The following is a 14,571-nucleotide window of genomic DNA, read 5'->3' on the forward strand; positions in this document are numbered from 1 at the left end:
TAAATCACCATGAATGCAGAGAGTCTATTATATTACACGTTCGATCCGCGCCGCCGATCAGTAAAGTTTGCGTGCGCACACCATTCGCAACCTGTTGGATCCCTTTCACAAGATCGCCGCCCGTAACCCCCGTCGCGCTGAAGAGGATCTTATTTCCCCCTACCAGTTCGTCTAGCGCATAGATACGGTTGATCTCAACGCCCATTTCCCTGCAGCGCTGACGTTCCTGTGCCGCAATCAGACGATTATCTGCGCTATCACCTTTCGCCGCGCAAAAATCAATCAGTTCAGCCTGCATGTCGCCCCCCAGCGCTTTAACTGCGCAAGCTGAAATAACCCCTTCAGGTGCCCCGCCAATGGTGTACATCAGGTCATAGGGATTTTCCTGCATACAGGCCAGCACGCTGGCGGCCACATCACCATCGGGCAGCGCAAAGACTTTGACCCCAAGCCGTGTCGCTTCGGCAATCGCCGGTTGAAGACGCGGTTTATCCAGCGTCACCATCCGCAGTCGCTCCAGCGGTTTGCCCAGTGCCTCAGCCACATTGCGCAGATTGTCTGCCAACGGCAGCGCCAGATTAATCGCCCCTTTTGCATACCGATTAACAACCAGTTTTTTCATGTACATATCAGGGGCGTGTAACAAACTGCCGCGAGGGGCAAACGCCATGACGGCCAGCGCATTGCATTGCCCCATCGCCACCATTCGCGTACCTTCAATAGGATCGACAGCGATATCGACCTCTGGTCCGGCGCCGGTTCCCACTTCCTCACCAATCCACAACATCGGGGCTTGATCAATCTCCCCTTCGCCAATGACGATTCGTCCGCGGATGGCAATACTGTTCAATGCTTCGCGCATTGCCGTCACGGCCAGACCATCAATCTTGTTTTTATCGCCGCACCCGGTTTGCGGCCAGGCTGCCAACGCAGCCTGCTCCGTGATACGAAATAACGGCCATGCCAGCGACATCATATCGCCGCCTCCCCGATATCAACGCCGAAGTGTGCCAGCAGGTATTTTTCTGCCTTTTCGTTCCAGATGCCGTGCGTTTCCTCCACCAGCAGCGCCAACTCTTTGAATAATGGGTCAGTTTTCCCTTTCTCGGCAAAATCAGCAATGGCGGTTAGCGGCATGGTAACGCCGTTATAAATCAGCTTCTTACCGCCAGGAATTGCCGGTAAATTCAATACGGTTTCCGGAACCGCATCAAGGCCGCCAATGTGCGTCACCATAAACGACGGCTGTAGCTGTCCGGTTGCACTGAGTGCAATAGCCTCTTTCATATCATCCGTTGATCCACCGGAGGTCCCGACCACGTGAGTGCTGTTGTAGTGCACGTTATAAAAATTAAACGGCACTTTAAAGTTGCTGTCCGTCGGACCGGCAAAGAAATTCAGGCAACCATCTTCCGCGAGTAAATCGTCAGCCATTTCAATGACGGCTGGCACTGCCGCATACACAAAGACATCATCAAAACCTGCGTCATTAGTAAGGGCGCGCAGCATCGCGGTCGGGGAGTCCATACCGAAGGTATTCACATAGATAAGCTCAATCCCTTTTTCTGCCGCCAGCTCAACCGGCAACAATTTTTTAGCCTGCGCCAGTCGTGCTTCGTCAATGTCGACCACCACCACGCGTGACGGCTGAATACTGCCGTTAATGGCATAATCTATTGCTCCGATACCCATCGGCCCGGCGCAGGCCAGAAGCGCAATGCTTCCCCCCGGCTTAATCCCCATGCGATGCTCATAGACGTAAGGCGTGGTGTGAAAATTCGCGTTATACGCGCCAATAATGCAGCACATCGGTTCTGCCAATGAGGCGGCGGCAAAATAAGAGCCGTGGTAAGGTAGAACGCATCCCAGATTAATCGCCACTTCCGGGATAATCATATATGTCGCATTACCGCCAAAATATTCGTAGCTGTATCCCGCGGAATATCCACTTGGCAATCCCATCGCGGGTTGCAACACAAAACGCTGACCTTTCTTATATTTATCCGTAAGGTTTTTTCCCACCTCAACAATGATACCTGCACATTCATGTCCGGTAATGACCGGATGATTTTCCAAATCGTCCGGCACGCGTTTATGATCGCTCCCTAATGCCGCCGCTTTCCAGGTGGACAAACAAACGCTATCGGATATTACGCTTACTAACAATTCGTTATCTGTAATTTCAGGCAGATCAAATTCGCGGATACGAATATCCTGCTTGCCATATATGGCAGCCACTTTCGTTTTCATACTTACTCCCAAAATAGAAGAAGGTTAGTTCGCAGTAATGCGTTTAAATAAATCATCCAACAGTGGATCACCAATATAGTTCTTAATAAGTACTAATGGCTTTTCACTCACTCGTTTAACACGACCTTCAAGACTGGCATGGGTGACAATAATATCGGCATCTTGTGGAACGTTTTCGATAGCATAGTGCGTGACGTTAATATTTAATCCCGCTTTCTCCAGACGCTTACGAAACGTGGTTGCCCCCATCGCACTGGAACCCATTCCCGCATCACAGACAAAAGCGACGCGTTTAATATTTTTATAAGAGAATTTACCTTCCTGCTTCATCGCTTTGACGGTTCTGGCTGATTCAGCAAAGTCATCCTCACTTTCTGTTTCTACGCTCTTTTCCATTTTCAGGATTACAGATGTAATCACAAAAGTAACAATTGTTCCCGCTGTAACGCCTGCGATGGTCGCGAGGAAAGATCCTTTTGGCGTTAATGCCAGATAGGCGAATATTGATCCTGGGCTCGGTCCTGCAACCAACCCACCGTCCAGCAGGTGGAATACCCACGTTCCGGTCATTCCCCCGGCAATCATCGCAATCAGGGTTAAAGGCTTCATCAGCACATACGGGAAATACAGCTCATGAATACCACCGAGGAAGTGGATAATCATGGCACCTGGCGCGGATTTTTTACTCATCCCTTTACCGAAAATGGCAAAGCCGAGTAACAGGCCTAACCCCGGCCCTGGGTTAGATGCCACCATGAAGAAAATCGATTTTCCCGTTTCAGAAGCTTGTTGCATTCCCAGCGGATAATAGACGCCCTGATCGATAGCATTATTCAGAAAGAGGATTTTCGCGGGTTCATTGATTACGGATAGCAACGGCAGATAACCCGCATGAACCAACGCTTCAATACACTCCTTCACAAAGTTATTGGCAATGAGAACCGCCGGGCCAATGACTTCAAATCCCAGCAAACATAAGAGCATTCCCGCGATACCCAGGGAGAAGTTATTGATAACCATCTCGAAACCAGCAGGGATGCGTTTTTCCAGCAGGCGGTCGATATGCTTAATCACCCAGCCGCCAAGTGGTCCCATCACCATCGCGCCAAGGAACATCGGGATATCCGCGCCCACAATAACGCCAATAGAACCAATGCCTCCCATTACCGCGCCACGTTTCCCACCAACCAGATGTCCCCCTGTGGAGCCAATCATGACAGGCAGTAAATAGGTAATCATCGGACCGACAATTTTGGCGAAATGCTCATTCGGCATCCAACCGGTAGGAATAAACAATGCGGTTATAAAACCCCAGGCAATAAAGGCACCGATATTGGGAATGACCATTGCAGTCAAAAAACCACCAAAAGCCTGGACTTTGGCACGAGCAGACTTGTTTTCCATAATATTATCCTAAAAGGAAACGATGAATTATGCAAAGGCGATAATATCCGCCAGCTGTTTTTCTGATTTAGCCGCTAACAAAGCGCTTAGCGCTTCCTCTTCACATAATAATTCGCTTAAAGCCTGAATAGCGCCAATGTGAGAGTCAGCATTTGCCGCCGACAACCCGATTAATAATCTGATACCTTCATCATCATCGGCAAATTTCACTTCCCGTTTAAGAAGCGTTAATGACATTCCGGTTTTTAACGCGCCACATTCCGGACGAGCGTGTGGCATGGCGACACCAGGCGCTAAAATATAATAAGGGCCATTGTTAATCGTTGAGTCTTTGATCGCCTGAATATAATCTGAATTGACATAATGATTGGCGAGTAAGGATGACATAGAAAAGTCAATTGCTTCCTGCCAGTTCTTTGCTGAATCTTTTATTGAGATAGATGATTCGGGAAAGTAATCAATCAGCCGCATACATTTTCCTTATTTTATTTTTAGGGTACGAGTTAGCGTTAAAAATAAAATACGCGTGCGGCAAAATGAAATCAATCAAGGGGGAAAATACGTATGGCGCGGAATGTCTTTTTGTGAAGTCTTTAAAAACAATGAATTGAGTCATTAAAAATAAAAAGCAACACTAATTGTGTGATATGCATTGCAAATACCAAATAACACTAAATATCATATTTGTGATTCAGATCTAAATTTACTGATTGCGCAATGTGAATTAAATTCAGCTAAATTAAAAACGGGCCGCCTGAGCGACCCGTTTTCACCTGTAATCGAAATTACAGCAGTTCTTTTGCTTTCGCGACCACGTTGTCTACGGTGAAGCCGAATTCTTCAAACAGCAGTTCCGCCGGTGCAGACTCACCAAAGGTAGTCATACCGACAATAGCGCCGTTCAGGCCAACGTATTTGAACCAGTAGTCAGCAATGCCAGCTTCGATAGCGACGCGAGCAGAGACGGCTTTCGGCAGTACGGATTCACGGTAAGCCGCATCCTGCTTGTCGAATGCATCGGTAGACGGCATGGAAACCACGCGCGCTTTCACGCCTTCAGCGGTCAGTTTGTCCCAGGCAGCCACGGCAAGTTCAACTTCAGAACCGGTGGCGATGAAGATCAACTCCGGCTGACCCGCGCAATCTTTCAGCACGTAGCCACCGCGAGCGATGTTCGCCAGTTGCTCTGCGGTACGTTCCTGCTGTGCCAGGTTCTGACGGGAGAGGATCAGTGCGGTCGGGCCGTCCTGACGCTCAACACCGTATTTCCATGCTACTGCGGATTCAACCTGGTCACACGGACGCCATGTGCTCATGTTCGGGGTCACACGCAGAGAAGCAACCTGCTCTACCGGCTGGTGAGTCGGGCCATCTTCACCCAGACCGATGGAGTCGTGAGTATAGACCATCACCTGACGCTGTTTCATCAGCGCAGCCATACGCACCGCGTTACGGGCATATTCCACGAACATCAGGAAGGTGGAGGTGTACGGCAGGAAACCACCATGCAGGGAAATACCGTTTGCGATAGCGGTCATACCGAATTCACGTACACCGTAATGGATGTAGTTACCGGCAGTATCTTCGTTGATGGCCTTAGAACCAGACCACAGAGTCAGGTTAGACGGTGCCAGGTCAGCAGAGCCGCCGAGGAATTCAGGCAGCAGAGGACCGAAGGCTTCAATCGCGTTCTGAGAAGCTTTACGGCTGGCGATTTTCGCCGGATTAGCCTGCAGCTTAGCAATGAACTCGTTGGCTTTCGCGTCGAAGTCAGACGGCATTTCACCTTTCATACGACGGGTGAATTCAGCAGCTTCCTGCGGGAAAGCTTTGGCATAAGCAGCGAACTTCTCGTTCCATGCGGCTTCTTTTGCCTGGCCGGCTTCTTTCGCATCCCACTGCGCGTAGATTTCAGACGGGATTTCGAACGGCGCGTATTTCCAGCCCAGCTGTTCGCGGGTCAGTGCGATTTCTGCATCGCCCAGCGGTGCACCGTGAGAGTCGTGGGTACCGGCTTTGTTCGGAGAACCGAAACCGATGATGGTTTTGCACATCAGCAGGGACGGTTTGTCGGTCACTGCGCGTGCTTCTTCAACAGCGCGTTTAATCGCGTCAGCATCGTGACCATCTACACCACGAATCACGTGCCAGCCGTAAGCTTCGAAACGCTTCGCGGTGTCATCGGTGAACCAGCCTTCAACGTGGCCATCGATAGAGATGCCGTTGTCATCGTAGAACGCAACCAGTTTACCCAGTTTCAGCGTACCAGCCAGGGAACATACCTCGTGAGAGATACCTTCCATCATGCAGCCGTCGCCCATGAAAGCATAGGTGAAGTGGTCAACGATGTCGTGACCAGGACGGTTAAACTGCGCCGCCAGCGTTTTTTCAGCGATAGCCATACCCACTGCATTCGCAATGCCCTGACCCAAAGGACCGGTCGTGGTTTCAACACCCGCGGTGTAACCCACTTCCGGGTGACCCGGCGTTTTGGAGTGCAGCTGACGGAAGTTCTGCAGCTCGGACATCGGCAGATCATAGCCGGTGAGGTGCAGCAGGCTGTAAATCAGCATTGAACCGTGGCCGTTAGACAGCACGAAGCGGTCACGGTCAGCCCAGGACGGGTTAGTCGGGTTGTGGTTCAGGAAATCACGCCACAGGACTTCGGCAATGTCAGCCATACCCATCGGGGCACCCGGGTGACCGGATTTGGCTTTCTGTACTGCGTCCATGCTCAGCGCACGAATAGCATTGGCAAGCTCTTTACGTGAGGACATTTTGACTCCAGATCGGATAATGAAGGCCACGCCCTAAACGACTTGACGACAGCGCGTTTTGGGCTACGCCGGAAAAAAGTGCCAACAATGTAACCCAAGCCGCGTGTCATGTACATGGAGCATCCTTTTACCGCTTCAGAAATCTCTGGATCATGCGCGCAAGTTGCGCAATCTTCTCGCCCGCTTATTGTTCTTTTCTTTATACTTATGCCGAGCGTCGGTTCACCTGCAAACGACGCATTTTTTAGAATAATCCTGACTTTGTGCGGAAGAGAAAAAATGAAAATTCGCGCTTTACTGCTTGCTACGAGCATGGCGGCGGCATTGACCGGCTGCCAGAACATGGACTCAAACGGACTGCTTTCCTCAGGCGCAGAGGCTTTTCAGGCCTACAGTCTGAGCGATGCGCAGGTAAAAGCGCTGAGCGATCAGGCCTGTAAGGATATGGACAGCAAAGCTACCATCGCCCCGGCTGGCAGCGAGTATGCAACGCGTCTTGGCAAAATCGCCGCCGCGCTTGGCGATAACATTAACGGCCAGCCGGTGAACTACAAAGTCTATATGGCGAAAGATGTAAATGCCTTTGCCATGGCGAACGGCTGTATCCGCGTATACAGCGGCCTGATGGATATGATGACCGACAACGAAGTCGAAGCGGTGATCGGCCACGAAATGGGTCACGTTGCGCTGGGTCACGTGAAAAAAGGGATGCAGGTTGCGCTGGGTACGAACGCCGTGCGCGCAGCTGCGGCTTCCGCTGGCGGTATTGTCGGCAGCCTGTCGCAATCGCAATTGGGCGATCTTGGCGAGAAACTGGTGAACTCGCAGTTCTCCCAGCGTCAGGAATCCGAGGCGGATGATTACTCGTATGATCTGTTGCGCAAACGTGGGATCAACCCGGCTGGCTTAGCCACCAGTTTTGAGAAACTGGCAAAACTGGAAGCAGGACGTCAAAGCTCAATGTTTGACGATCATCCGGCATCCGCAGAACGTGCGCAACATATTCGCGATCGCATGAGCGCAGACGGGATCAAATAATCTTCGAACAGTGCCGGATGGCGGCGTGAACGCCTTATCCGGCCTACAGAATTACAAATTTAGTCCAATGATCGGGCGTTATTGGCGAAGCCAGTTTGGGACCGGACAGCGCGCAGCCACCGGAGCGTACACGTAGTACGTGAGGATGGCGAGCACTGCCCGGGTTCAAAATGGCGAGTAAAATAGCCCGAAACCGTTACTCGCCTTTCTTAGCCGCCTGGATATAGAGCATTTCTAATGCTAACGTTGCCGCCGCCAGTGCGGTGATCTCTGACTGATCGTAGGCCGGAGCCACTTCAACAACATCCATCCCGACGATGTTCAGATCTTTCAGACCACGTACCAGTTTAATAGCACGATCGGAAGTCAGACCGCCGATCACTGGCGTACCGGTTCCTGGTGCAAACGCCGGGTCCAGACAGTCGATATCAAAAGTCAGGTATACCGGCATATCACCGACAATCTGCTTAACCTGAGCGATAATGTCATCAACGCTGCGGTCGTTAACCTGGCACGCATCCAGCACGGTAAAGCCGTTGTCTTTGTCGAACTCGGTACGAATACCGATCTGCACAGAGTGATTCGGATCGATCAGACCTTCGTTCGGCGCAGTGTAGAACATGGTGCCGTGGTCGAATTCGCAGCCGTTAGCGTAGGTGTCGGTGTGGGCATCAAAGTGCACCAGCGCCATTTTACCAAAGTGCTTGGCATGCGCGCGCAGCAGCGGCAGCGTGACGAAGTGGTCGCCGCCAAAGGAGAGCATGCGCTTACCGGCAGACAGCAGCTTCTCAGCATGCGTCTGCAGTTTTTCACTCATTTCACGCGCATCCCCGAACGCATAAACCAGATCGCCGCAGTCCACCACGTTCAGGCGCTCGCGCATATCGAAGTTCCACGGGAAGCGGTTGTGCTCCCAGGCCAGGTTGGTGGACACCTGACGGATTGCCGCCGGACCATGACGCCCGCCCGCACGACCAGACGTTGCCATATCAAACGGTACACCGGTGATCACCCAGTCGGCGTCGCTATCGTACGGCATGAAGTTCATCGGCAGACGTAAAAAACCAAAGGCGTTAGAAACCAGGGAGTTGTCGTATTGATGACCTAAGGTGCTCATGTACTGACCTCTTTAAAAATCGATGAAAAAAAATCCCCTCCGCGTCGTTAAGCCCGACGAGGAAGGGATTGATTTGGTAACTGCATATTTACGGCAAATTATCGCCGTTATTTTGTACGGATTCAAGTGAGTGCCACAAATGCTGCCCCCGCGGATTCCGACTGCCGGATGGCGGCTTCGCCTTATCCGGCCTACTTTCGTAGGAACGGTAAGCGCAGCACCACCTGGCATTTATCGTTACTCATCTTCCAGATAAGTATAACCGTACAGACCGGCTTCAAACTCTTCGAGGAACTGCTGTTGCAGCTCAGCGTCCAGATCGGTGTTTTTCACCTGGTCACGGAACTGCGTCAGCAGGGTGTTCGGATCCAGCTGCACGTATTGCAGCATATCCGCCACGGTATCCCCTTCGTCGGACAGCTCAACTTCTACGCTGCCGTCAGGGAAGACGAACACGTCAACCGCTTCGGTATCACCAAACAAGTTGTGCATGTTGCCGAGGATCTCCTGGTACGCACCCACCATAAAGAAGCCCAGCATCGGCGGGTTCTCAGGGTCGTATTCCGGCATCGGCATGGTGGTCGCAATGCCATCACCGTCAACGTAGTGGTCGATAGCGCCATCAGAGTCACAGGTGATATCCAACAGCACCGCACGGCGTTCAGGCACCTGATTCAACCCTTCCAGCGGCATTACCGGGAACAGCTGATCGATCCCCCACGCATCCGGCATCGACTGGAACAGCGAGAAGTTGACGTAAATCTTATCCGCCATACGCTCCTGCAGCTCGTCGATAATCGGACGGTGCGCACGGTTGCTCGGGTCGAGTTGTTTCTGCACTTCATGGCACATGTTCAGATACAGCTGCTCTGCCCACGCACGCTCCTGCAGGCTAAAGGTGCCTGAAGAGTACCCAACGTGAATATCGTGCAGATCCATCTGGCTGTCGTGCAGCCATTCACGCAGCGAACGACGGGTTCCCGGTTCATGCATCTCTTGCCAGGTTTCCCACATGCTTTGCAGGGCACGTGGCGCATCGTCAGCCGGAGGTGTAGCTTCGGTGTGTTCACTACGCTCAACGCCGATAATGTTAGATACCAGCACGGTATGGTGCGCGGTTACCGCGCGGCCAGACTCGGTGATTACCGTCGGATGCGGCAGACCGTGTTCTTCACAGGCGTCGCCAATAGCCCAGATGATGTTGTTGGCGTATTCGTTCAAACCGTAGTTTACGGAACAGTCAGACTGCGAACGGGTACCTTCGTAATCTACGCCCAGACCACCGCCCACGTCGAAGCACTGGATATTGACGCCAAGCTTGTGCAGCTCAACGTAGAAACGCGCCGATTCACGTACGCCGGTGGCGATATCACGAATGTTCGCCATTTGGGAGCCGAGATGGAAGTGCAGCAACTGGATGCTGTCCAGACGACCACGCTCGCGCAGAATTTCTACCAGTTGCAGCACCTGGTTTGCCGCCAGGCCGAATTTTGATTTTTCACCGCCGGAGGACTGCCACTTGCCAGAGCCCTGCGACGCCAGACGCGCACGCACGCCCAGACGCGGAACGACATTCAGGCGTTCAGCTTCATCCAGCACGATAGCGATTTCAGACATCTTCTCGATGACCAGATAGACCTTATGGCCCATCTTCTCGCCAATCAGCGCCAGACGGATATATTCGCGGTCTTTATAACCGTTACACACGATCACGCTACGGGTCATTCCGGCATGGGCCAGAACGGCCATCAATTCAGCTTTGGAACCAGCTTCCAGCCCCAGCGGTTCGCCGGAGTGGATCAGCGATTCAATCACGCGACGATGCTGGTTGACCTTGATCGGGTAAACGAGGAAATAGTCACCGTTGTAGCCGTAGGATTCACGGGCGCGTTTAAACGCGGCGTTAATCGAACGCAAACGATGTTGCAGGATCTGCGGGAAGCAGAACAATGCAGGCAGACGCTGGCCCTGCGCTTCACGGGCTTTCACCAACTCAGCAAGGTCAACGCGCGCTTCGGGTACGTCCGGATCCGGGCACACGCTGATGTGGCCCAGTTCATTGACGTCGTAGTAGTTATTACCCCACCAGGCAATATTGTAAGTACGCAGCATCTTGCTGGCTTCCTGGGAACTCATTGCAACCTCCTGCATGGAGCGTAGTACACCGTGTTCGCCTGCTGACGAAGGCGAACCCAAAGAAATGTCGTCAGACATAGCGAACCTCAAATTTTATTAACAAGTGTAAAACAGTTGACTACTATCGCAATCCGAAGACGCGATAACAACCCAAATACAGGCAGAATTTGCAGCAGATAGTGCTGACGCTCCGACTGTGCGACCGGTTTCTTTTTCATATCAATGTAAACACGTAACCGAACTTAATGCTGACGGTTCGGCGAAACCACGAGAAAACTCTTGTTTACCAAGAGCGCCCTTGTTCAGTTCTTAGTGACCGTTACCGGCCCTGGAGTCCTGAGAAGCGCCGAGATGGGTATAACATCGGCAGGTATGCAAGATGCAGATTGCGGGGAACATATGTACACCAGAACGGTGCGACAGATTCAGCAGAATACAACGGTTCATTATCTCGTATCACCTCCACGGTTGCTCCTTACGGAACGAACCCACAAGCCAAAGCTAAAGTCTTAACCCGGCTGGAAGTGGCAACACGATGAAAACGTCGTGTGCTTTTGTATGAGCCGCGCGCCGCGTTTTATACCCATAAGGAAGTCAAAAAGCAAAAGATAAATGCGCGCATTGCCAGCACCGTCAGGAAAAATTTCCAGTTACATTTTCAGTACAATGCGACCTCAATCAAAAAAAGCTGGAAATCAGGCGAAGAACTGTCCTAAAATAGCCGTCCAGATGTTAATCCATCTATACCGATTAACACTCAGACTGCCAGTGTCCGTCATCTGCAGACTCATGGTAGAATCTTCTACACATGGCTATTCCACTCGACAGTTTGAGCTAACCAAATTCTCCTTAGGTGAAATTAAATATGGCAAAACACCTTTTTACGTCCGAGTCCGTATCAGAAGGGCATCCTGACAAAATCGCTGACCAAATCTCTGACGCCGTACTGGACGCAATCCTCGAGCAGGATCCGAAAGCACGCGTTGCCTGCGAAACCTACGTCAAAACCGGTATGGTTTTAGTTGGCGGTGAGATCACCACCAGCGCATGGGTTGATATCGAAGAGATCACCCGTAATACGGTTCGCGAAATTGGCTATGTGCATTCCGACATGGGCTTTGACGCCAACTCTTGTGCGGTACTGAGCGCGATTGGTAAACAGTCTCCGGACATCAACCAGGGTGTTGACCGCGCCGATCCGCTGGAACAGGGCGCAGGCGACCAGGGTCTGATGTTTGGTTATGCAACCAACGAAACCGACGTGCTGATGCCAGCTCCAATTACCTATGCTCACCGTCTGGTGCAGCGTCAGGCTGAAGTGCGTAAAAACGGCACTTTATCCTGGCTGCGTCCGGATGCAAAAAGCCAGGTTACCTTCCAGTATGACGACGGCAAAATCGTCGGTATTGATGCGGTTGTTCTGTCGACTCAGCACTCTGAAGACATCGATCAGAAATCGCTGCAAGAAGCCGTTATGGAAGAGATCATCAAGCCGGTACTGCCGACTGAATGGCTGACTGCTTCGACCAAGTTCTTCATCAACCCAACCGGTCGTTTCGTAATCGGCGGTCCAATGGGCGACTGTGGACTGACAGGTCGTAAAATCATCGTTGATACCTACGGCGGCATGGCGCGTCACGGCGGCGGTGCATTCTCTGGTAAGGATCCGTCTAAAGTTGACCGTTCCGCAGCCTATGCAGCCCGTTACGTCGCGAAAAACATTGTTGCCGCTGGTCTGGCTGACCGTTGTGAGATTCAGGTTTCCTATGCAATCGGCGTGGCTGAACCGACCTCTATCATGGTGGAAACGTTTGGTACTGAAAAAGTGCCTTCTGAGCAACTGACCCTGCTGGTGCGCGAGTTCTTCGACCTGCGCCCGTATGGCCTGATTCAGATGCTGGATCTGCTGCACCCGATTTACAAAGAAACCGCTGCTTACGGTCACTTTGGGCGCGAACATTTCCCATGGGAAAAAACCGACAAAGCCGCTCTGCTGCGTGAAGCTGCCGGTCTGAAGTAATTCCCTCACGGTTCAACGCTTATGAAGACCAGCCTCGCGCTGGTCTTTTTTATGTCCTTTTCTCTTCCATACCCCATAGCCAAAGCTACGCTAACCTCCCTTGTTGTAAACAACAAATGAAAGCGATTACATACCACAGCACCTCAACCCAAACTGAATTAACTTCTCTTCGCCCCTATGATTGCATCAGTGTTACATTATATTTCGGCATTGTCTTAAATTCAGACAATTAACTTTATTCACGCTAAATGAATAGCGTTATTTTTCAATGAAATAATTGATAATCCACGTGAATGCCAGTGTAACCGATTACACTAATGTGATGTGATTCTCATTTTTTTACCCCGTACTCACCTACCCTTAACATCAACAAAACTAGCTACCCAACCGGAGGGCATCATGCCTGACAATAAAAAAACGGGGCATTCCAACAAAGCCATGACATTTTTTGTCTGCTTTCTTGCAGCCCTGGCTGGATTACTTTTTGGCCTGGATATCGGTGTTATTGCCGGTGCTTTACCCTTCATCACCGATGAGTTCCAAATTACCCCCCACACTCAGGAATGGGTAGTGAGTTCGATGATGTTTGGTGCTGCCGTGGGTGCCGTCGGCAGCGGTTGGCTCTCCTTCAAACTGGGGCGTAAAAAGAGTTTGATGATCGGCGCAATCCTGTTTGTTGCCGGTTCACTTTTCTCCGCCGCGGCACCAAACGTTGAAGTGCTGTTAGTTTCCCGCGTGCTGCTCGGCCTTGCGGTAGGCGTTGCGTCTTATACCGCGCCGCTTTACCTGTCTGAAATTGCCCCGGAAAAAATTCGTGGCAGCATGATCTCTATGTATCAGTTGATGATCACCATCGGTATTTTGGGTGCGTATCTTTCCGATACGGCGTTTAGCTACAGCGGCGCATGGCGCTGGATGCTGGGCGTGATCATCATCCCTGCCCTGCTACTGCTGGTTGGCGTTATTTTCCTGCCGGACAGCCCACGCTGGTTTGCTGCTAAACGTCGTTTCGTCGATGCTGAACGTGTTCTGTTGCGTTTGCGTGATACCAGCGCAGAAGCCAAACGCGAGCTGGATGAAATTCGTGAAAGTCTGCAGGTGAAGCAGAGCGGCTGGGCGCTGTTTAAAGAAAACAGCAACTTCCGCCGCGCGGTATTCCTTGGCGTCCTGTTACAGGTGATGCAGCAGTTCACCGGGATGAACGTCATTATGTATTACGCACCGAAAATCTTTGAGCTGGCGGGCTACACCAACACCACCGAGCAGATGTGGGGGACTGTTATCGTCGGTCTGACCAACGTGCTGGCAACCTTTATCGCCATTGGCCTGGTTGACCGTTGGGGCCGCAAGCCTACGCTGATCCTCGGCTTTATCGTCATGGCCGTCGGTATGGGCGTGCTGGGTACGATGATGCACGTGGGTATTCACTCGGCGGCCGCGCAATACTTCGCTGTACTGATGCTGCTGATGTTTATCGTTGGCTTTGCCATGAGCGCCGGTCCGCTGATTTGGGTTCTGTGCTCTGAAATCCAACCGCTGAAAGGCCGCGATTTCGGTATCACCTGCTCTACCGCAACCAACTGGATTGCCAATATGATCGTCGGTGCAACCTTCCTGACGATGCTGAACTCGCTGGGCAGCGCCAATACTTTCTGGGTCTACGGTGGTCTGAACGTCCTGTTCATCTTCCTGACCCTGTGGCTGATACCTGAAACTAAAAATGTCTCTCTGGAACACATTGAACGTAACCTGATGAAAGGTCGTAAACTGCGCGAAATTGGCGCACACGACTAATCACGAAAAGCTTCCTCCCCCGCGGGAGGAAGCCT

Annotated in this window: 12 protein-coding genes; 3 read left to right on the top strand and 9 right to left on the bottom strand. The window is 51.7% G+C overall.

Annotated features, from left to right (window positions below; translation table 11 throughout):
* Positions 1-4: 4 nt before the first annotated feature.
* The 5 genes from glpX to tkt all read right to left on the bottom strand — a co-directional run bounded on the left by glpX (position 5) and on the right by tkt (position 6,431).
* Positions 5-976 (bottom strand): class II fructose-bisphosphatase, encoded by a 972-nt coding sequence (gene glpX / locus WC1_RS05085; RefSeq protein WP_016150963.1) that lies wholly within the window; start codon positions 974-976, stop codon positions 5-7.
* Positions 973-2,250, bottom strand: coding sequence for a zinc-binding dehydrogenase (locus tag WC1_RS05080; RefSeq protein WP_016150964.1), 1,278 nt, complete (start codon positions 2,248-2,250; stop codon positions 973-975). The genes glpX and WC1_RS05080 overlap by 4 nt, the downstream gene beginning before the upstream one ends.
* Positions 2,251-2,274: 24 nt before the next feature.
* Entirely contained in the window at positions 2,275-3,654 is a 1,380-nt protein-coding gene (locus WC1_RS05075; RefSeq protein ID WP_016150965.1) for a PTS mannitol transporter subunit IIBC, read from the bottom strand.
* Positions 3,655-3,681: 27 nt separating this feature from the next.
* Positions 3,682-4,125, bottom strand: a complete 444-nt coding sequence (gene cmtB, locus WC1_RS05070) for a PTS mannitol transporter subunit IIA (protein ID WP_016150966.1) — start codon at positions 4,123-4,125, stop codon at positions 3,682-3,684.
* A 314-nt stretch (positions 4,126-4,439) separates the two neighbouring features.
* Positions 4,440-6,431: a transketolase gene (gene tkt / locus WC1_RS05065; RefSeq protein WP_003027049.1), complete on the bottom strand. Its 1,992-nt coding sequence runs from the start codon at positions 6,429-6,431 to the stop codon at positions 4,440-4,442.
* Positions 6,432-6,710: 279 nt separating this feature from the next.
* On the opposite strand from tkt, the gene WC1_RS05060 reads away from it, so the two are divergent.
* Positions 6,711-7,469, top strand: a complete 759-nt coding sequence (locus WC1_RS05060; RefSeq protein ID WP_003027053.1) for a metalloprotease LoiP — start codon at positions 6,711-6,713, stop codon at positions 7,467-7,469.
* Positions 7,470-7,665: 196 nt separating this feature from the next.
* Here WC1_RS05060 and speB read toward each other — a convergent pair whose 3' ends face one another.
* The 4 genes from speB to WC1_RS25085 all read right to left on the bottom strand — a co-directional run bounded on the left by speB (position 7,666) and on the right by WC1_RS25085 (position 11,169).
* Positions 7,666-8,586 carry an agmatinase gene (gene speB, locus WC1_RS05055; RefSeq protein ID WP_016150967.1) on the bottom strand — a complete coding sequence of 307 codons (921 nt, stop codon included), beginning with the start codon at positions 8,584-8,586 and terminating at the stop codon, positions 7,666-7,668.
* Between the two features lie 237 nt (positions 8,587-8,823).
* On the bottom strand, positions 8,824-10,800 hold the full coding sequence (speA, locus tag WC1_RS05050; RefSeq protein WP_003027059.1) for a biosynthetic arginine decarboxylase: 1,977 nt from the start codon (positions 10,798-10,800) through the stop codon (positions 8,824-8,826).
* 8 nt (positions 10,801-10,808) lie between these two features.
* A complete protein-coding gene (yqgB, locus tag WC1_RS24050; RefSeq protein WP_003027062.1) occupies positions 10,809-10,940 on the bottom strand; it encodes an acid stress response protein YqgB in 132 nt (43 codons plus the stop codon).
* Between the two features lie 91 nt (positions 10,941-11,031).
* Positions 11,032-11,169: a hypothetical protein gene (locus WC1_RS25085; protein WP_269147429.1), complete on the bottom strand. Its 138-nt coding sequence runs from the start codon at positions 11,167-11,169 to the stop codon at positions 11,032-11,034.
* A gap of 418 nt (positions 11,170-11,587) precedes the next feature.
* On the opposite strand from WC1_RS25085, the gene metK reads away from it, so the two are divergent.
* The gene (gene metK / locus WC1_RS05045; RefSeq protein ID WP_003027071.1) at positions 11,588-12,742 is read left to right on the top strand and encodes a methionine adenosyltransferase; all 1,155 of its coding nucleotides are present in this window, start codon (positions 11,588-11,590) and stop codon (positions 12,740-12,742) included.
* Between the two features lie 399 nt (positions 12,743-13,141).
* Positions 13,142-14,536 carry a galactose/proton symporter gene (galP, locus tag WC1_RS05040; RefSeq protein WP_016150968.1) on the top strand — a complete coding sequence of 465 codons (1,395 nt, stop codon included), beginning with the start codon at positions 13,142-13,144 and terminating at the stop codon, positions 14,534-14,536.
* Positions 14,537-14,571: the final 35 nt, after the last annotated feature.

This window comes from Citrobacter sp. KTE30 (assembly GCF_000398825.1).
In the GTDB taxonomy this organism is placed as follows: Bacteria; Pseudomonadota; Gammaproteobacteria; order Enterobacterales; family Enterobacteriaceae; genus Citrobacter; species Citrobacter freundii.

What these genes read in the sequence shown, in the direction of transcription:
- glpX (WP_016150963.1), bottom strand. Translation starts at nt 976, where the DNA reads ATGATGTCGCTGGCATGGCCGTTATTTCGTATCACGGAGCAGGCTGCG.
- WC1_RS05080 (WP_016150964.1), bottom strand. Translation starts at nt 2,250, where the DNA reads ATGAAAACGAAAGTGGCTGCCATATATGGCAAGCAGGATATTCGTATC.
- WC1_RS05075 (WP_016150965.1), bottom strand. Translation starts at nt 3,654, where the DNA reads ATGGAAAACAAGTCTGCTCGTGCCAAAGTCCAGGCTTTTGGTGGTTTT.
- cmtB (WP_016150966.1), bottom strand. Translation starts at nt 4,125, where the DNA reads ATGCGGCTGATTGATTACTTTCCCGAATCATCTATCTCAATAAAAGAT.
- tkt (WP_003027049.1), bottom strand. Translation starts at nt 6,431, where the DNA reads ATGTCCTCACGTAAAGAGCTTGCCAATGCTATTCGTGCGCTGAGCATG.
- WC1_RS05060 (WP_003027053.1), top strand. Translation starts at nt 6,711, where the DNA reads ATGAAAATTCGCGCTTTACTGCTTGCTACGAGCATGGCGGCGGCATTG.
- speB (WP_016150967.1), bottom strand. Translation starts at nt 8,586, where the DNA reads ATGAGCACCTTAGGTCATCAATACGACAACTCCCTGGTTTCTAACGCC.
- speA (WP_003027059.1), bottom strand. Translation starts at nt 10,800, where the DNA reads ATGTCTGACGACATTTCTTTGGGTTCGCCTTCGTCAGCAGGCGAACAC.
- yqgB (WP_003027062.1), bottom strand. Translation starts at nt 10,940, where the DNA reads ATGAAAAAGAAACCGGTCGCACAGTCGGAGCGTCAGCACTATCTGCTG.
- WC1_RS25085 (WP_269147429.1), bottom strand. Translation starts at nt 11,169, where the DNA reads ATGAACCGTTGTATTCTGCTGAATCTGTCGCACCGTTCTGGTGTACAT.
- metK (WP_003027071.1), top strand. Translation starts at nt 11,588, where the DNA reads ATGGCAAAACACCTTTTTACGTCCGAGTCCGTATCAGAAGGGCATCCT.
- galP (WP_016150968.1), top strand. Translation starts at nt 13,142, where the DNA reads ATGCCTGACAATAAAAAAACGGGGCATTCCAACAAAGCCATGACATTT.